This is a genomic window from Nostoc sp. ATCC 53789, assembly GCF_009873495.1.
GTDB lineage: Bacteria > Cyanobacteriota > Cyanobacteriia > Cyanobacteriales > Nostocaceae > Nostoc > Nostoc muscorum_A.
On the sequence record NZ_CP046703.1, the window covers coordinates 178754 to 198249 of the forward strand.

The window sequence follows — 19496 nt, forward strand, 5'->3', positions numbered from 1 at the left end:
AAATTAACTCTAAATTGAAGTTGTAAGTAACCAACGCTTTTGCTAAAAGTCTTATATTGCAAGGATTGTAGATTATTCTCTCACAAAAGTGATAAAAGGTCTTTAAGAATTCAAGCTGATGACCAATTCAAGAGAGCTACAAGATTGTACTTCACAGTACCTTTTTTTATGTTGGATATTTTTAATATTGATAAGATGAGCTTATTGAATATTAGATAAGTTTGCTATTTGTACTTATAGTAGTATTTTTGCTTACTTTAACGAAAATCTCAACATTACTATGTGCTACATCTAACTTGTGTACAAACAATTATCCGAAATTCTGCTAGTTTAGTTAGTAGTTTGATTAAAATAAAGCATAAATTTCCTAAAATCAATATATTTATTCAGTAAATTTTGTCATCCTCATTCTTGAGTGAACTTGATTAGTTATGCTCCTAGATTTAGAAAGATTTTATCAGGCTTGCAATCCGAGCAGACCTCTAATCATAGGAAACGCCAGCGATCGCAGGTACTATATTGATTTTGCTGCGGTACGGGGTGGCAAAATTATCGAAGCTTTGCAGCGTACAATCGCTCGAATATCACCGGATGAACCAACTTGTCAGCTATTTACAGGACATCTCGGTTGTGGAAAATCAACGGAATTGTTGCGGCTCAAAGCTGAATTAGAAGCGCAGCAATTTCATGTAGTTTACTTTGAGTCTACTCATGTCTTAGAAATGGCAGATGTGGATGTGACTGATATTTTGTTGGCGATCGCAGGCCAAGTAAGTGAAAGCCTAGAAGCCATGAGAATCAGGCTCAAATCTACTTACTTTACCAAGTTGTTTGGTGAAATTGTGGATTTTCTGCAAACACCAATTGACCTGGGAGTAGAAGCAGAGTTGTCTGTGGGAATTGCCAAAATTACAGCCAAAACTAAAGAAAGTCCCCAGTTGCGGCGGCGGTTAAGAGATTATTTAGAACCACGAACAGCAAACATTTTACAGTCAATTAATCAAGAATTGCTAGAACGTGCCATCAAGGAACTAAAAACTAGAGGTAAAAAAGGACTGGTGGTTATTGTTGATAACCTGGATAGAGTTGCAATTCGACCTTTACCATCGGGGCGATCGCTGCCAGAATACTTATTTATTCAGCGTGGTGAACAGTTACGTAAACTAAATTGCCATGTAGTCTACACTATTCCCTTAGCTCTGACTTTCTCCAACGATAGCGCCGAACTTCAACATCGTTTGGGGGGAGGAGTCGCACCAAAAATGTTACCGATGATACCTGTACGTCTGCGCTCTGGAGAGATTTTTCCTCAAGGGCTAGCAATGTTGCGGCAAATGGTACTAGCTAGAGCTTTTCCAGACATTTTACCTAGCGATCGGTTAGGCTTAATTACAGAGGTGTTTGATAGTTTGGAAACCTTAGATCGGTTGTGCTTGATTAGTGGTGGTCATGTCCGCGACTTGCTAGGGTTACTGTTTGACTGTCTGCGAGAACAAGATCCACCTTTTGAGCGGGAATGTGTTGATTTGGTGATTCAAAGACAGCGAGATTACCGAGCTAACGCTATCGATCCTCATGAGTGGGAATTAATCTTTCAGGTGGTGCAACAGCAACGGGTGAGAGGTGATATAGAATACCACACTTTATTGCGAAGTTTATTTGTATTTGAATACCGAGATCATCAGGGAGCTTGGTTTGCCGTCAACCCAGTTTTAGCAGAGACGGAAAAATTTAAATCATGGTTGAACGACACCCACAAGCAGATATAAGAGCGGCTAATGAGCGAGCTTTAAGGAGTTTGGGGAGAGCAATTGCCCTTTCTAGCGGTCAATTTTCCCTAGTTTTGGTGTGCTGCAATTATCGAGTTTTGCAAGAACTTATGCTGCAACGACTCGAAGAACTCTCTTCAGGAGTACACCGAATTCAAAAGGTAATTCTGCCGCATAATGCTAGAAGTCTTTACACAAGTATTCATTTACAACTGGTAACTGAAGATAATCCGCCATCGGCGTTGATGATTTTGGGTTTGGAGTCAGTAGATGGAATCGACGATTTACTAAGGTCTATCAATCATATTCGTGATGAGTTTCGCAAACGTCACCCATTTCCGATGATTGTGTGGGTGAATGAAGAAGTGTTGCAAAAGGTAGTCCGTTTAGCACCAGATTTTGCGAGTTGGGCAGCTACACCGATTCGGTTTGAGATGACAACTCAATCATTGCGGCAATTTTTGCAACAGGAAACGGACGCTTTATTTGCCACGGTGTTACCAAGCGATGCTGGACAACACCAACCTCCTCAAGTTGCCAAGCATTATTTCACTGTGGAGCAAGTCTGGAAAAATAGCTATGAACTCCACTTTGCTATTGAAGAGTTGCACAATCGCGGGATTACCTTAGAGCCAGAATTACACGCTAGTTTAGAGTTTGTTTTTGGTCTAGATAATTATATTAGCGATCGCATCAATACAGCTTTAAGCCATTTTCAGCAAAGCTTACAAGTTTGGCAAAAGTTGGAGGAAATAGGGGAGGCAGGGGAGCAGGGGAGCAGGGGAGCAGGGGGGCAGAGGGGCAGGGGAGGCAGGGGGGCAGGGGAGCAGGGGAGTAGGGGAGTAGGGGGAGATGAGAGGGTATTTTCTTCGTCTGCGCCTCCTAGTCGGCCATCGCCGCTACCTTTGCGACAGGGAATCTTGCTGTTTTATATTGGGCTGTGTTATTGCCGTTTCGCAGAGCAAAATCAAACAGAAAATCGTCGTCATTGGTACACAGCTAAATCTTATTTTCAGCAATGTTTAAATGTTTTGCAGATGGCTGGACGTTTAGATATAGTTGCTGGGTTTATTAGTCAACTCGCTGAAGTTTTGCAATATCTGCAAGAGTGGGAAGAATTGCAGACTGTTGCCCAAAAGTCTCTGGAGTTGCATCAAACTTATGGTAGTCAAATTCAATTAGCTTGTGACTACGGTTTTCTGGCACAAGTGGCTGTGCAGCAGTCGCGGTGGGTACAGGCGAGTATATTAGCCCATGTATCGCTGCTGAAATTAGGTGAAGCCCAAAAGCATAACGACCCTTATAACTGCTTATTTCCCTTACTGTTAGCGCAAATTTACTATTTAGTGTTGGCGAAAGCACAGAGAAATTTGGGTGAATTGGTAATCGCTCATGAATACTTAGAAAAAGCAACAAAAGAATTGCCAGCAGCTTTAGAAAGCAGTGCCCATCAATACGATGCCCATCGTTATATTCGCTTATTGCGGACACTGCGATCGCTATACTTTGAAGAAGGGCGCTATCTGGAAGCCTATTACATTCGGCAGAAACGGCGTTCTGTTGAGCAGCAGTATGGTTTTCGGGCTTTTATTGGTGCAGGGCGTTTACAACCCCAAAGACAGGCGACAAACCCAGCATTGATGTCACATTCTGGGAGTAGCAGCGTTGCTTTAGAAATTGCGGCTTCTGGTCGGGAGCGTGATATTAATAACTTAATTGGGAGAATTAGCCGCGCCGATCAAAAGCTGACGGTGATTCACGGTCAATCAGGGGTAGGTAAGAGTTCTATTGTCACTGCTGGTTTAGTTCCAGCACTGCAAAATCGAGCTATTGGCGATCAAATAGCCGTGCCTGTAGTATTGCAAGTTTATACCGATTGGGCGCGGGAATTAGAGAAATCTTTAAGTGAAGCGATGTTTAGTGACGCATCTCTTGCCGTCTACGCTGATATTAAGCTAGAAGCAAACATCGAAGCGGCGGAGATTTTTCCCTACTCTCCTACACCCATCACCATCGTCAGAATTTTACAACAACTCAAACAAAATGCTGATAACCACCTGATCACAGTTTTAATTTTTGACCAGTTTGAAGAATTTTTCTTTGGTTATAGCGATCGCAAGCAGAAGCAAGAATTTGATAAATTTATTAGTGATTGTCTGAATATCCCCTTTGTCAAAGTTATCCTTTCGTTGCGAGAAGATTACTTACATCGTTTGTTAGATTTTAAACATCTATCGGCACTGGAAGCGATTAATAATAATATTCTCGACAAGCATATTCGCTACCAGTTGAATAACTTTTCGCCAGAATATGCTAAAGCAATTATCCAAAAATTGACCGAGCGATCGCAGTTTAATTTAGAACCTGCTTTAATCGATGCCTTAATCGAAGATTTATCCACAGAATTTGGAGAAGTCCGCCCCATTGAATTGCAAGTTGTGGGAGCGCAAATTCAAGATGAGCGCATTACTACTCTAGAAGAATATCAGCCATATAGACCCAACAAACTCATTGAGCGATATCTTAAAGAACTGATTAAAGACTGCGGCCCAGAAAATGAACGGGCCGCCTTACTCGTCTTATATTTATTAACAGATGAAAGTAACAACCGACCTTTTAAAACTCGTGCTGAGTTAGCGGTGCAATTAGCAGAATTAGAAGATGCCAGCAAATTAGAGTTAGTATTAGACATTTTAGTACGCTCCGGTTTGGTAGTACTATTCCCTGATGTACCAGAACGCTATCAATTAATTCACGATTATTTAGTAGACTTGATTCGCTACCTACAGCAACAAGAATCGAGCCTACAGGTACAACTAAATCAGTTGCGTCACAAAGTAGAACAAAGTAAAGCTGAAATTGACCGACTTAAGAGCGAACTTAGCCAAAAAACGCAGCGTTCCACATTAGTAGATTCTTATCCTCAACAGGGATTAGATTTATTAACGGAATTACGAGAATTACACAAGCGGGAAGAATTGAGTCAGTTACAAATTGAGCAATTACGAGCTGAACTAAAAGAAAAAGAATTAACAGCAAAACTTGCAGAAAGTCAAAAGAAACAAAGGCTCAGTGAAGCTCAATTAAATCGTTCGTTGAAAATTGCCCTAACTGCTTCAATTCTTGCCATATTGGGATTAAGCGTTTCAATCGTGACAGCAGTAGATAGTGAAATTAAAACTCTTAGTGCATCCAGTGAAGCCCTCTTTGCATCGCAAAAAGGTATTGATTCTTTAAAAGAAGCTTTAAGGGCGGGAAGAAAATTACAACAAATAGTTTGGGTAGATTCCTACACAAGAGAGCAAGTACAGACGGCGCTTTATCAAGCCGTTTCTGGGTTAAGAGAATATAACCGCTTAGAAGGGCATCTATCTGGAGTAAATAATGCTACATTCAGCCCTGACCGTTCTTTAATTGCCTCAGCCAGCGCGGATACTACAATTAAACTTTGGCTTCCCGATGGTAGCTTGTTCAAAACCTTATCTGGGCATGAAGATGTAGTTAATAGCGTCAGTTTCAGCCCCGATGGTCAAATTGTTGCTTCCGCTAGTCAAGACAAAACGGTAAAACTTTGGAGTCGAGAGGGTGTACTACTTGTGACTCTATTAGGGCATCAAGGTGTAGTGAATAGTGCCAGTTTTAGCCCAGATGGACAGATTATTGCTTCTGCAAGTACAGACAAGACAGTAAAACTGTGGAGTCGGGATGGTAAACTGCTCAAAACCTTGCCAGGACATGATGGTGCAGTTTTGAGCGTCGCTTGGTCAACCGATGGACAAACCATTGCTTCTGGGAGTGCTGACAAGACAGTAAAATTGTGGAGTCGGGATGGTAAGCTGCTAAAAACCTTACAGGGACATGAGGATGCAGTCAAAAGTGTAGCTTGGTCAAACGATGGGAAAGCGATCGCTTCTGCTAGTCTAGACCAGACAATCAAACTGTGGAATCTAGAGGGTAAATTACTGCGAACCTTATCAGGGCATAGTGCTGGAGTTACCAGCGTCAGTTTTAGCCGTGATGGTAATACCATAGCTTCCGCAAGTACCGACGAGACAATCAAACTCTGGAGTTTTGAAGGTGTGCTGCTGGGAACCCTGAAGGGACATAATAATTGGGTTAACAGCGTCAGTTTCAGCCCAGATGGTCGCACCCTAGCTTCTGCAAGTCGGGACAAAACTATTAAACTCTGGCATTGGGATGATGTGTTATTGCGAAAACCCAAAGCTGATAATGATGACTGGATAACTAGCATCAGTTTCAGCCCAGGCGATCGCACCTTAGCAGCAGGGAGTCGAGACAAAACTGTAAAACTATTCAGCCGCGGAGGTAAACTACTACGTACTCTTACGGGACATCAAGGTCAAGTTTGGGGGGTTAGTTTCAGTCCAGATGGTCAAGCGATCGCTTCGGCTAGTAAAGATCAAACAGTAAAGCTTTGGAGTGCTGACGGTAAACTGCTCAACACCTTACAAGGTCATAGTAGTACAGTCTTGAGTGTAGCTTGGTCGCCTAATAGTCAAGTAATAGCCTCGGCGAGTAAAGATAAAACGGTAAAGCTTTGGAGTCGAGACGGTAAACTGCTTAACACCTTGGAAGGACATAAAGACGCAGTAAATTGGGTAAGTTTTAGCCCAGATGGTAAATTGCTAGCCTCAGCCAGTGATGATAAAACCGTAAAAATCTGGAGTTTAGATGGTAAATTGCTATATACCTTAATTGGTCATAGCCGCCGGGTAAATGGGGTTGCTTGGTCGCCTGATAGTCAAGAAATTGCTTCAGTTAGTATTGATAGCACAGTCAAACTTTGGAGCCGAGACGGTGATTTACTAAATATTCTTGCAGGCGATGGCGATAGTTTTATTAGTGTGAGTTTTAGCCCCGATGGTAAGACTTTAGCAGCTAGCAGTGATGACAAAGTGAGGATTTGGAACCGCGAAGGGACATTACTGATTGCTTTGAAAGGTGATAAGCAAGAGTTAACCAGCGTCAGTTTTAGTAATGACGGTAAGACTTTAGCTGCGGGTAGTGGTAATGGTACAGTGATTTTCCAAGATTTGGCAGATATCCAACTGGAAAAACTACTAACACGGGGTTGCGATTTGCTCCATGATTATTTGCAGACTAATCAGAAGGTCATGAAAAGCGATAGCACAGCGCTAGCGAGTCCGCAAGCGTCTGGCTCCGCCAACGCCAGGGGCGATCGCGCCTTGTGTTCTGGTAGGTGATAAAAAAGAATGACGAAAGGCGTTATATATATTAATTATCTATCCAAAAAATCCTAACTCATGCAAAAGATCGTATCCGATCCAAAAATAATGATGGGCAAACCTGTCATTTCAGGAACTCGTATTACAGTTGAGTTAATTCTCGAAAAACTTGCTGCGGGTGAAACACCTGATCAAATACTCGAAGCGCATCCGCGACTTAGCGATGAAGGAATTAAAGCAGCTTTGGCATTTGCGGCTCAAGCTTTAAGGTATGATGTGGTTTATCCAACGATTGAGAAAGCTTCTTGAAGTTTTTAGGGGACGAAAATTTAGATTGGCAAATCGTTGAACGTCTGCAATTTGCTGTATATTAATTATCTATAATCACAGGATGCGATGTCTATGACGGGCTATGCCTACGCACTTCTTGCATCTGAGTATTTTTTAATGCAGTAGATAATTGGCGCAAGCGATCGCTAACTTCTAAGTTGGACTCTTGCGATCGTAATTCTGGTGGTATCTCTGCCAATAAAAGTGGATTTTCTTGCAACCATTCGTTAAGTGCAACCCCCATCCATGTGCCTTGCTTTTCCCTAAAACTATCAATCAAGCCCTTGAGTTCTTGAATACAGTACGATTCAAAACCTGATGCTTCGAAAATTGCAGCACGCAAATACTCTTCAAAAGCATTAATATCATTTTCGACTTCAAATATTACATCATCTTGGGGAGATTTAAATTCGCTGGAAGCATCTATAGTAATTTTTGTGGCAACATTAATAATAGGTGCTACGATTCCTTTTATTCCTAGAATATGTTGTCTTATCTCAGGGTTATAGAGTAATTTATAACCATATTTTGCATATCTTTTGAGGACTTGAAAAGCGGCTTCTTCTCCCGTGTAATAGTTATCAACTATTTCAATATCTACACCAAGGCTCTTAGCAATTTTATCGCGGGCATCGCTATTAAGCGGAGCGCGAATTAATACTTCTGCAACTGGACGAGCAAAACGTAAAAATAGTACGCTTAAGCTATTTTCTAACTTGGATAAAAAGTATTCTTCTGATTTATCAATTAATCTTTCTTTTACTTGCTTACTGCCCCACAATAATGTTGTCATGTATTCGACCAAATTTAATGCCTCATCTTTCAATTCCATAGCGAGTTGTCTGGCTATGGAAGATAAAAGCTTGCTAATGTCGCCGTATAAATCTTCACGCCAAGCGAAATTGGCTTTCATGCGATCAAACTGTGGGAATGAATTGGCAGCAAAGATAATAGCTTTTTTTCTAAATGCTTCTTCTTTCAGTTTTTGGATTTCACTAGCGACAATTTGTAGATATCTCTCTTTAAATTTGGCGAGGCTGGTTGCAGAATTTGCGGTTAAATTATCGAGAGAGTTATTGGCAACAGAAGAGTCATAAAACTGTTGGAGATCAGCTTTCTTCTCTTCCCATCTATAATTCCACCATTCGCTAAACAAAACTCGTCTACGGTCTTCTTCAAATCGTTTTGCATCTTCAGGATTTTCAGGATAGCGTTTGCTAACTAATTTATAAATTTCTTCCGAGGTAGTTAAAATTGTATTTATGGAAGCCTCGCATCTCTTTTTTAAGATGAATACACGTTCAGTATTAATATAATTAAATATTTTCTCTTTTATTTCTATAATTCCAGTACCTTTCTTATTTAAAGTTTCCTCATCAATAATTCCAGTTAATCTTTTTAACTGGGCTTGAATATTGTTTGCGTCACCAATCTCTAGCCTTGTCTGCTCTCCAGCTAATCCATTCAAAACTAAATATGCTCCAGCAGAACCATATATAATACGTTCCTGTGGAAGTTTGGCACGTTTAAACCAATCTTGAGATGCTTCTTCAATATGAGTTTGAAGTGCTTCTGGAGTAGCTAACGAGTCAATCCGACTTAAAAATACAAAAAGTTTATCAGCAACGGTAATATTTTTATCACCAAGTTCTGTGAATTTGATGATTTCTAGTTCCTTCTCTCTCAAGCTAGTAAAACGCTGTACCAATATTACTGCATCGCAATCTGACAGCATTTCCTTGGCTTCGTCAACGTGCTTTGCTAAACCTGAATCTAAACCAGGAACATCATAAAATACAATACCTTCAGCTTGGGCAAGTTTGTTAGTATAAAGTCTCGCTTCTAAAACAGCATGAGCATACTTTTCATCTGCTACATACTTTTTGAGTGATTCTCTAATATCGTCTAAACGAGTAAATGGAAAAGTACGATTACCTTCTCTTCTTACTTGCTGCAAAGTAATTTCGTTTTCTCGAATAGTTTTGATATCTTCTTGGGCTTTTGCAGTTTCAAGCTCATTTAATAAATTGATAAATTGTTCTTCTGTTTTGGCTTGTACTTCAAGCTTTTGCTCGGTGTCATTTTCAACCGAATAAATTTGCGTTGTTGTAAATGTACACCTTCCTCCCTTGGCTGGAAGTAAATCGCATTCTAACCAGGCATTAATAAAAGTACTTTTTCCCGCTTTTTCTAAACCGACAACTGCAATGCGAAACTCTCGCTTTTTCAGCCTTTCAAGTTGACGACGCGCTGGTTCTGCTTCTTGTAACAGTAGTGCTTTTAATTCAGATGGAACTTCAGCTTGTGGTAAGTTAGCTAAATTAACCGCGTGTCTCTGTACGTTTAGAGCTTCACTTAAACGAGCCTCATAGTAAGAAGATGCTGTTTTCCAATCCATTTCAAGGCTCCTTATACACGATTAAATGCTTCTAAACCAGATAAATCTCCAAGACAAGCTAATTGTTTAACAACTCCTTGACGGTGAGATGGCAGATTTCTCTTTAAAATATATGGAACTGTCTTATCAAGCATTTCTTGCCCATCAGCAATATGAATTCTGACGTAAACTTCTCTTCGTTCGCCAACATTTAAAATATTTTCATTTGTCAAATCTAGACGTTGTTGTACTAATTCGGCATCAGCAACTTTTGTACAGAGAAAATAGGAGGTATTATCTATAAGGTTTTCGATCTCATTAGCATCGATTGGATATTGGTCTTTTAATTTATTTACTACATAGGCAGGTACAACAAGACATAAAGCTACGGTAAGTGATTGTAGAGGAGGTACTAAAGGTTGTAAAGATACAGCCACGGGTTGTTGTACATTTCTGGTCTTACCCCCTCTTTCTTTATTTTTTCGTCTTTGAATAAATTGAATACATCCAATTGAGCCAACAAGTAGACAAGCTATTACTACAATCAAAAATAGTTCTTTTTTATCAGGATTCAAAAAGTTAGACATTGCTCTAAATGGGTTACTTGTGAGACTGAGACTGTCAATAATTACTTGGTCATCATGTTTTGTTGCTGATTTTTTAATACCATATATATGACAAATATATTCGGCATTCTGGGGTTCATTATCAAGTATTATGTACAAGACCTTATGCAAAATTCCACAATCTAAATTTTTTATACAAGGATGTACATAATAAAAAACATCATCTAAATCTTGTAAATAACGATTTACCACTTTTAATCTAAGGCTCCTCTTTTAAGGATTTTCCCAAACTGTTAAAATCTTCCATAAGACTTATAGCTTTTTGTTGCATAGGTTGCCAGACATTTTTTTGCATTTCATAATCTGTAGTAATTTCTTTGTTTGCAGTATAGAGTCTGTCTTCATAACGATTGACAACATCATTCTGGACTTTCTCTACATTTTTTTTTAAACAATCAATTTGTTCTATTAACCAGCGTGAGATTTTTTTGACTATTTCTTTATCTTCTGCTTTAACCTGAAATTGCCAATTCTCAAGTAACTGTTCTATGCTGGGAATTTCTGCATTATCGCTAGAACGAGTTTTATACTCTGTTTCGTAATACGTTTTTTTGCCAAGCCACAGCGTATACCAAGTTCTTTTAGTTTTCTCTACTTGTATAGACTCTTGCCAAGTTCCTGATGTAATTGCAAAACCTGCTTTAAAACGTAAATTAAATGTGAGTTTATTATCCACTCTGATAAGTTGAGAATCAGGAAATCTAATTGCAATATTAGGTGCAATATCGTTTGTACCTTTTTCTATATGCGATAAATGACATTTAAAAAGCTCAACTACAGCCTGATACATTCTATCTATCTCTTGACTACAAATTTGCTTTAATACGTCTTCCATCACGAGATTTAAATGAATTGCCAGTTCATTGAGTTCTTCATTCAATTGCTTAAGTTTATTCTTCTCATCCTCTGTTCTTGCTTCCATCTTGTTACCAGATTTGGCAACTGAAGATGTATAGCCTAAGTTAACTAGTCTTTTTAAACAGTTACCCAACAAATTAACATTTAAAGCATTCGCTTTTTTCAAATTTGGAGTATCTAAAATTACTCTTCCATTTTCTAAAGACTTGGCTACTGATTCTAATACTTGGTTTATTCCTTTACCAATTCCTCGTCGCCATTCATAAAGTGAACATAATTTGTCTCCTAATTCATTGTATGCTTCAATATTATTAAGATTTCTTATATTATTTTCTAAATAGAGTACTAGGTCATCTTCTGAATCGTCTGCTAAAACTTGCTTAATTTTATTATCTATTTTTTCAAAAGGTTCTCTTAAGTTGTTGTCGCTAATTTGTAAAAAACTATCAAGAGTTAATCTAATCCACGAGATTTTTTCACATTCTTCTTGATAGCGCTCTTCTGAACTATTAAGAATGGCTGCTGTTGTCTGTAAAGCCCACTCTGTAACGGCATTTCCACCAGAAATATTAAAACGTTCTATTGCTTGGGGAATTACTAATCGGGGAAAATTCTCACTAATATGCTCTCTTAAACATTGCTCAAATTCTTCTGCATAAGACTTTTTCCATAACGCTTCCGTAACCCTATTTCGGTCATGCCTAGACCATTTTTCTGTTTTACGCGGTAGGTCTTCCAATATATTTTCATCAATTAAACCATTAAAATATTTGTCTGTTTTTTTACAAGCTTCTAAACTGTATATTTCATCATTTTGTTTTATTTGAAGTGCTAGTAAAGCAGGCCAGGTACTAAGTCTTACTACTTCTAATTTATTAACATCTTCTGTATATTCTTTTAACTGATCTGTGAGTTCGTGCTTGATACTACGTATTGCATTCTCAACAAAACGATTCTCTGTTTCTGGCCAGTTTCTATCTGCTCGGAAAACGTCAATACGATTGAGAATAAACAGCATACGTGCAGGAGAACCACCTAAATCTTTTACCTGCTCAACTACTTCTTGCAGCAAGCTTCTAACTTTTTCTTTGTCGGTTTCTGCACTGTTATATGTTACCAAGCACAATGCCTCACGACACTGTTTAATGACATTTGTATTACCTTCATCGCCTACATACGCTAAACCAGGCAAATCCAAAATTCTTACCTTTACACCTCTGGGTAATTCCAGTTTCGATTCTTTGATGAGTCTGAAAGGGTAAGATATGGTCGATTGTGGGCAAGCTAAATTAGCTTGTTTTTCTCTATTATCGATGTAACTTATCATGACATCGTATAAGCGTTGATAAATTCGCTCATCACTAATACCTGTCCATTCTCCACACTCCCATAATGCTCCTGGAGTTTCATGGATTATTAAAGATTTTGTTTCGCTGTATTCTATGGTTACTGCTCCGGCGCTCATTTCGCTGACAGCGACAGGAACAATTTCTGCTCCACATAATAGATTTACTAAAGTGCTTTTACCACTACTGGTAGTTCCTGTTGTCGCAAGGGTAAGAGTAGGATTTTGAAGTTCATCTACTAAATTATCAATAGCTATCTCTAACTTGTTAGAAAGTTCTTCTAATTCGGCGTGATATGTATCTGGCAAATGCTCAGATATTTCGGTAGAAAAATTATGCCAATATTTAGAGAGAAGCTGGGCATTTTGTTCTACTTCTTCAAATACTTTGTATAACTTATTGCTCATTTTAAAACCTATTGCTAATTTTTTATAACTACAGAACTTTTACTTTCTGTACACTTCCAATAAATTTCAGTTTTATTTAGTTAATGTGTAGCTAGATTTGAGTATTTTCGCTATTTATTTATAATCGGAAACAAGCTGAATAGCTTACGTAATTTTACGTAATTAGCTATTAAATTAGTCAAAAAATTTATGGTTGTACGTATATTGATCGCAACATGATTTATTGCTTGCCACTAGTTTGATGCGCGATCGCTCTTATCATTGGAGGTAGCGATCGCTGGCTTAACTCAATAGACTTTTATCCTCACGAATGGATAATCAGTATCTACGAGCTTTTTAATTTTTCCATCAGTTTAACTTCTGGCGGCTCCACATTTTCTATTATTGGAATTTCTGGAGAATTTTCTGACATCACTCAAATTCACACAACACCTTGAGCAGATGGCTTAGTTAATGGTACTTCGTCAATCTCGGCACTAAAAGCTGCTGCTAACTCAGGACTAGCGATCGCAATAGCACTCTCATGCCATTCATGGATAATCGCATCAATCATAACCCATGCCTGACTAGAGAAATCAATCAACCGAAAAGCTTCACTCAGATCCTTGATAATGTTATGCAGTACTCTTTTCCAGCTACTACGGTAAAAATAAAATCCCTATTACCTGCTATTCGTCAAGGTCTTAGGGATTTCTTTGGTTACGGGACTGGTGCGGCTCGAACGCACGACCTGACGCTTAGGAGGCGTCCGCTCTATCCAACTGAGCTACAACCCCAACTATCAAGCATATATAATTATAGCAGTAGTTTTAGCGAGACTGCCAAACATTATCCCAAGAGCCGCCCCCTACTTCTAAACCACAAAGAAAACTTTCTGCTTTTAGGATTATTTGAGATTTTCTCCCATTTAATTCTCGTAACTCTAAATTTAACTTTCCTTGCATAGTGTCTCGGCAACAGTATCTTAAACCATCCTCTGTGGGCGCACGCAGAGGTGTACCGGCTAAATCTGTGGTTCCTGTCAATTCAATTTCATAGTTAGAATTTGTAGCTTTCATTTGCCATGTACCCCAAGGCTGAATTTCCCAGTCTACTTGTGAATTCCAGGGAACGAATTCATAAAACTTGCCTTGATAGTGCAACCCAATCATCGCTACAGATTCCATCCACCACAGCACACCCCGCCGTCCACCGCCAGCAGTTAATGCTAAGTCGGGTTCGCCTTCAAAGCAATTACAATTTAGCCAAAACCATTTTTGCGGAAAAGCACCACCCCAATTTTTCTCTCCATAAGCTGGGGCGTTGGTGAATTCGTAGATTTTGCCATTCCAATCAATCTTCCCACTGGCTAAACCGTGAGCCATCAAAATTTGCCATCCGGGTTCAAAAATCTGCGAGAATGAGAGCCAGCCTGCGGTTGATTGCTGAATGCTATTTTTATTACCCCAACCGTATACTGGTTGAATTTCATACTCCCAACGGCAATAATTATTGGTGGCAGGTTCGCGAATTATTCCCTGATTTAAGGTAGCTGTGGCTTGATATCCCTCTTGAACATGATGCTCAAACTCTGCTGGTAAAAGGTATAGAGGAGCAATTTGCAAATCTGTTTTACCCCAATGACCTAAACCCAAAACATCCCGACTCCCCCAAAATTTCTTGACATCAGGAAAAGTACGACATAAATACTCATCATCTGGCCCAAGGATTTGGGCTGCACCGCCACTGTGGGGTTTCCCGCCGATGGGGTCTTCGATGGAGTACATAAAGGCGAATGTTTGCCCAATTTCTGGTAAAGTGACGCGGTAATACCAACCTTCAAAAAAGCGGCGACTACCGCCATCCCAGTGATAACCAGAATGGGGCGTTTGGGTTGATTGGAGGAAATTGAGGGGAATAGTTAACATAGTATATAGTTGCCGATTTTTTCAGTATGCGCGATGTCTAACGACAAGCCGAAACGTCTACGCTTCGATATCAATGATGCTTATGAAATTCTTGGGCTAGAACCCGGTGCGTCTCAAGCACAGGTGAAGCGAACTTACCGTAAACTGGTAAAAATTTGGCATCCCGATCGCTTTTTTGATCCAAAGCAAAAACAGGAAGCTGAGGAAAAAATCAAATTAATTAACGTAGCTTACAACAAGCTCAAATCAGAAAGTCCATCCGAGCCTCCCATTTCAGAAAATCCCTCTTCATCTTCGCCTAAAAGTCCCACAAAAATATCTGTCAATCGTTGGGATGCAGAAGCTTTCTATACTTTAGGCGTAGAGAATGCCACTGAAGGGAGATATGAGGATGCGATCGCAGATTTTACCCATGCAATTCATCTCAACCCTCGCTATATAGAAGCGTATAAATATCGTGGGCTAGTTTGCTCACAACTGGGATACGAATATAGAGCCGCTTCCGATTTAAATAAAGCTGCACAAATAGAACAAGAGTTAAAAAATCCTGGTGCTACAAGGAGAGTGCGATCGCCTAGATATGTATCAAAGCCCAGACCTCTGCTAGAAAGATTTTGTCAGGGGATTAAAAAGATATTGCGGCTAAATCGACGCTGGAGATGAGAAGCGCCATATTTTAAGATGCTTTGAATGGCGATACCATACTTTGAGTTAGTTAATACTTATGCTTGGGAATACTAAGTATATTGAGATTTGCTGCTGATTTTCTAGTATGAGCGATCGCTTTGATATAAATCATGTTTACAATATTCTTGGTTTGAAACCAGGTGCATCTGTTGATGAGGTCAAGCAAGCTTACCGTCAGATGGCTAAAACTTGGCATCCAGATTGTTTTATTGAACCGCAGCAAAAGTTAGAAGCGGAAGAAAAAATTAAAGAAATCAATCAAGCCTATGCAAGGTTAAAGTCTTATCAGCCGGATGAGACAAATCAATCTGCTTCCACTTCTATCAAAATTGATTTCACTCCATCTAATGCTGAAAGTTTCTACAAACTGGGGATGGAGAAAGCTCAAAAAGGAAAATATACTGAAGCAATTGAAGACTTTACCCAAGCGATTCGTCTCAACTCCAACTACTTTGAAGCTTACAAATACCGAGGGCTTGCTTGCTCGAAACTAGGATATGAAAATAGAGCCAAGTCAGATTTCAAAAATGCCAGAGAACTGGAATTAAAACAGAAAAAAGCACCACCCAAACGAACATCGCCGCCGCCACCACCTAAATCACAGTCTCAACCTTCACCGTGGAAATGTATACACACCCTGACTCATCTCAACTGGGTTTTTACAACTGCAATCAGTCCAGATGGGCAAACTTTGGCTAGTGGAAGTAGTGATAATACGATCAAAATTTGGCATCTCGACACAGGGAAATTACTACATACTCGCACTAGTCATACCAAATGGGTAAGATGCCTAGCCTTTAGCCCAGATAGCCAAACTCTGGTTAGTGGCAGTGATGATAGCAGCATAATGATTTGGCAAGTGTCTACAGGTAAATTACTCAAGACACTCAAAGTACATTCAACCCCAGTTTTTTCAGTAATCATTAGTCCAGATGGTCAAACTATCCTGAGTGGCGGTACAGACAGTACTATCAAGATTTCCCATATAGAGATGGGACAATTACTGCAAGTCCTCAAAGGTCATTCTGGATTAGTTTACTCCCTTGCTATTTGCCCAAAACAACAAATTTTTGTCAGTGGCGGTGCGGATAATACCATTAAGCTGTGGAATTTGAAGAGTAACAAACTGCTGCAAACTCTCAACGGGCATTCAGGCAGGGTGATGTGTGTCGCCATTAGCCCTGATGGAAAAATTTTAGCTAGTAGCAGTTATGACCAAACTATCAAGCTATGGAATATCAATACAGGTAAGGTAATTAACACTCTTGCCGGACATCGCAGCTATGTTTGTGCGATCGCTTTTAGTCCCGATGGTCAGTATCTTGCTAGTGGTAGTGCAGATCACAGTGTAAAGCTATGGGATGTTAACACGGGACAAGAACTTTACACTTTGAATAACCATTCGGATTGGGTTAACTCCATCGCTTTCAGTCCCGATAGCAAAACCCTAGCTAGTGGTAGTCGAGATATGACAATTAAGCTTTGGCGATGCGATATCTAAATACAAATTAAAAATTTAGATGATTTCAGTAATTTACTAGATTTTTATCAATCCATCACCTGACAGTTTAATAACATCCATCTTTGGGATGCTCTTTCTCTAGATTAAGTATTAACTTCCTATAGATAGAGCCACTTGTCCGATCTCAGAGGTTATTCTGGCATTAACCAACAGTTGGGTAATAAATAAAACTCAATATTTATCAGCAACATAGATTTTTAAACTCATTAAAACCTCTTTCTCTTACAACGTTTTAGTTTGTCAATATCATATCGAGGAGTGAAATCAATAGTTATGTCTATTCCCAATGAACGCGAAAGCAAAAACAGTGAAATTAAGCAAGAATCTTACACTGATACTAATGGTAATATTCACACTGACTTGACGCGAACTACAGAAACAGTCAAGAACAGTACACCTAATCCCAACTCTTACACTAACGGTTACGTACAAGGTCGAAATACCGAGCGTAGCTACCAGCAAACCGATTTAGCCGAGCGTGACAATGAAAATGCTAGCCGTGGTTTGCTGTTGGGTATTATTGTTACTTCTGTAGTCAGTTTGATTATAGGTGGGGTATGGTACTTCAACCAACGTAATAACGCTGCGGTTGACACTACTGTGCCGGTCGTGGTTCCTGTACCGAGTAATAGTAGTCCAACTCCTCAACCACAAACGAAGATAATCGAAAGAATTAGAGAAGTACCTGTTCCTGTCCCTGTTCCACAACAGCAGGTTACACCTCAATCTGCACCTCGCCAACCGGATATTAACATTACTATTCCACCCCAACAGTCTGCGGCAGAAAAATCACCTTCTGTAACTCAGCCAGCCCCGAAAGCAACACAAAGTCCGGCGACGAGTCCAACTACTAATACTCCTACTTCGCAGAATGAGGGTGGTACTTCTACTAATACCGCTACTCCAGGTACAAAAGTTGATACCCCTAAAACCACTTCACCTCAAGGAGTAGACCAGTCAAACAGTACATCTAATAATGGTTCTTCTACCACAAATGATGCTACAACAGGCGGTTCTGCTCAATAACGGCTTCTGAACTTATAGCCCACTTGATAATGCTGACATTAACGCCAACATCTAATCAAGTGGGAATATTTTTAAGAAAGATTTCGGAATTGTTGCGATAAATTAATGGTGTTCAAGTTTGGTAAACGTATCTTGTAGCTAAACAAACACGATGCTAGATTAAGAGCAGGGTACAAACAGGTTAAAAGTTAAGAAAAACTTTCAAGTTAGAGCCTGTACCTCCTGCTCTAATGTTCTTGTGATCGCTCTGAAGTTGTGACATCCATTGAATGTGTTTTGGTTTAAGTTCAATGAGTTCTTTTGGAGGTTTGAAAACGCACTGCCAGAAAATGCCTGCCTAGTTAGAATGTTAGGATGTGCAATTCTGAGTATAGCGATCGCAAATACTGTCCACCTTAGTTGAGTTACTTAGTTCTGAATTCTCTAATCTTCAAGAAACCGCCCCAAGCTGCTGATATTTATCCATCGTAGCTTCCGGCGGTTTCTGCTTTGAGTGTTATGTATTTTTGTCCTTTGTCATTTGTCCTTTGTTATTTATCTCTTTTTTTAGGAGAGGGTTATTTAGACCAATGACCAATGACCAATGACTAATGACTAACTAACGTAATTACAGTCACTTCTGGCGGACAAAATAAACGTCCTGGTTTATAAGTTCCTAAACCCCGGTTGACATATAGTTGATTTTCTTGCACCTTGTGAAACCCTTGCGCCCACTCCCAATATCGCACGACTTTAGAACAGTCTCCTAGTAAAAATGTTACCCAACACCTTAATTTTTTGGGAATTTTTTTGAGTAGCTTTTTATAATAGAATACTAAAGGCCCAATGCCAGGGATTACGATGTGACCGCCGTGGGTATGACCCGATAGTTGCAAATCTACACGCCATTGTTGCAGTATCTTGGCTGTATCTGGGTTATGGGATAAAACGATGCGGGGTGTAACAGAGTCTAGTTGATTCATCACAGGTGCAGGGTAGAATTCCCGTGACCAATAATCAGCTAGTCCTACAAATGGTAATTCTTTTCCTAGTGGATAGGCGATTTCATTCCAAAGCACATGCACCCCAATGCTAGTTAACGCCTGTGTAACTTCTGCTTTTGAATGACTGTAGTAGATATCATGATTACCCAGTACAGCGTAGATACCACAGCGACTTTGCAAATGTTTGAGTCTATGCACCAATTGGTGAATCGGTGTCGGATCATCAGTTACATAGTCACCAGTTAATAGAATCAAATCCGGTTCAGCTTCGTTAGTAAGTGCGATCGCGTTTTCTAACATATCTTCCGACAAGCGCAAACCATCGTAGTGAAAATCTGACAACTGCACTAGCGTTGTACCTTGTAAAGATGCTGGAAGTTCCGCAATCTTAACCGTGATTTTATCTACTCTTAAATGTCCCGTAAACAACCAATGCATAAGGCAACCGATA

Annotated in this window: 12 protein-coding genes and 1 tRNA gene; 6 read left to right on the forward strand and 7 right to left on the reverse strand. The window is 39.7% G+C overall.

Features of this window, described 5'->3' with window-relative positions; genetic code table 11:
• Positions 1 to 431 precede the first annotated feature (431 nt).
• The 3 genes from GJB62_RS00670 to GJB62_RS00680 are packed head-to-tail and all read left to right on the forward strand — an operon-like array spanning position 432 to position 7285.
• The gene (locus GJB62_RS00670) at positions 432 to 1769 is read left to right on the forward strand and encodes a P-loop NTPase fold protein (RefSeq protein ID WP_114080188.1); all 1338 of its coding nucleotides are present in this window, start codon (positions 432 to 434) and stop codon (positions 1767 to 1769) included.
• Positions 1739 to 6994, forward strand: a complete 5256-nt coding sequence (locus GJB62_RS00675) for a hypothetical protein (RefSeq protein ID WP_245246059.1) — start codon at positions 1739 to 1741, stop codon at positions 6992 to 6994. Before GJB62_RS00670 ends, GJB62_RS00675 begins: the two co-directional genes overlap by 31 nt.
• 60 nt (positions 6995 to 7054) lie before the next feature.
• Complete coding sequence (locus GJB62_RS00680) at positions 7055 to 7285, forward strand: DUF433 domain-containing protein (protein ID WP_114080187.1); 231 nt, start codon at positions 7055 to 7057, stop codon at positions 7283 to 7285.
• A gap of 91 nt (positions 7286 to 7376) precedes the next feature.
• Here GJB62_RS00680 and GJB62_RS00685 read toward each other — a convergent pair whose 3' ends face one another.
• The 6 genes from GJB62_RS00685 to GJB62_RS00710 all read right to left on the reverse strand — a co-directional run bounded on the left by GJB62_RS00685 (position 7377) and on the right by GJB62_RS00710 (position 14827).
• Positions 7377 to 9704 carry a dynamin family protein gene (locus GJB62_RS00685; protein WP_114080186.1) on the reverse strand — a complete coding sequence of 776 codons (2328 nt, stop codon included), beginning with the start codon at positions 9702 to 9704 and terminating at the stop codon, positions 7377 to 7379.
• A gap of 11 nt (positions 9705 to 9715) precedes the next feature.
• Positions 9716 to 10501, reverse strand: a complete 786-nt coding sequence (locus GJB62_RS00690; RefSeq protein WP_114080185.1) for a hypothetical protein — start codon at positions 10499 to 10501, stop codon at positions 9716 to 9718.
• A gap of 7 nt (positions 10502 to 10508) precedes the next feature.
• Complete coding sequence (locus tag GJB62_RS00695) at positions 10509 to 12920, reverse strand: dynamin family protein (RefSeq protein WP_114080184.1); 2412 nt, start codon at positions 12918 to 12920, stop codon at positions 10509 to 10511.
• Between the two features lie 421 nt (positions 12921 to 13341).
• The gene (locus GJB62_RS37920) at positions 13342 to 13473 is read right to left on the reverse strand and encodes a hypothetical protein (RefSeq protein ID WP_256874414.1); all 132 of its coding nucleotides are present in this window, start codon (positions 13471 to 13473) and stop codon (positions 13342 to 13344) included.
• A 149-nt stretch (positions 13474 to 13622) separates the two neighbouring features.
• Positions 13623 to 13696: transfer RNA gene (locus GJB62_RS00705), tRNA-Arg, on the reverse strand.
• 33 nt (positions 13697 to 13729) lie between these two features.
• Positions 13730 to 14827: a tocopherol cyclase family protein gene (locus GJB62_RS00710; protein WP_114080183.1), complete on the reverse strand. Its 1098-nt coding sequence runs from the start codon at positions 14825 to 14827 to the stop codon at positions 13730 to 13732.
• A 33-nt stretch (positions 14828 to 14860) separates the two neighbouring features.
• Here GJB62_RS00710 and GJB62_RS00715 point away from each other — a divergent pair, with 33 nt between their 5' ends.
• From GJB62_RS00715 to GJB62_RS00725, 3 genes are all read left to right on the forward strand, one after another.
• Positions 14861 to 15490: a DnaJ domain-containing protein gene (locus GJB62_RS00715; RefSeq protein ID WP_114080182.1), complete on the forward strand. Its 630-nt coding sequence runs from the start codon at positions 14861 to 14863 to the stop codon at positions 15488 to 15490.
• A gap of 109 nt (positions 15491 to 15599) precedes the next feature.
• Positions 15600 to 17015: a DnaJ domain-containing protein gene (locus GJB62_RS00720; protein WP_114080181.1), complete on the forward strand. Its 1416-nt coding sequence runs from the start codon at positions 15600 to 15602 to the stop codon at positions 17013 to 17015.
• A 294-nt stretch (positions 17016 to 17309) separates the two neighbouring features.
• Positions 17310 to 18062, forward strand: a complete 753-nt coding sequence (locus GJB62_RS00725; protein ID WP_114080180.1) for a hypothetical protein — start codon at positions 17310 to 17312, stop codon at positions 18060 to 18062.
• Between the two features lie 587 nt (positions 18063 to 18649).
• On the opposite strand, the gene GJB62_RS00730 is transcribed toward GJB62_RS00725, so the two are convergent.
• Positions 18650 to 19483 (reverse strand): metallophosphoesterase, encoded by an 834-nt coding sequence (locus GJB62_RS00730; protein ID WP_114080179.1) that lies wholly within the window; start codon positions 19481 to 19483, stop codon positions 18650 to 18652.
• Positions 19484 to 19496 lie beyond the last annotated feature (13 nt).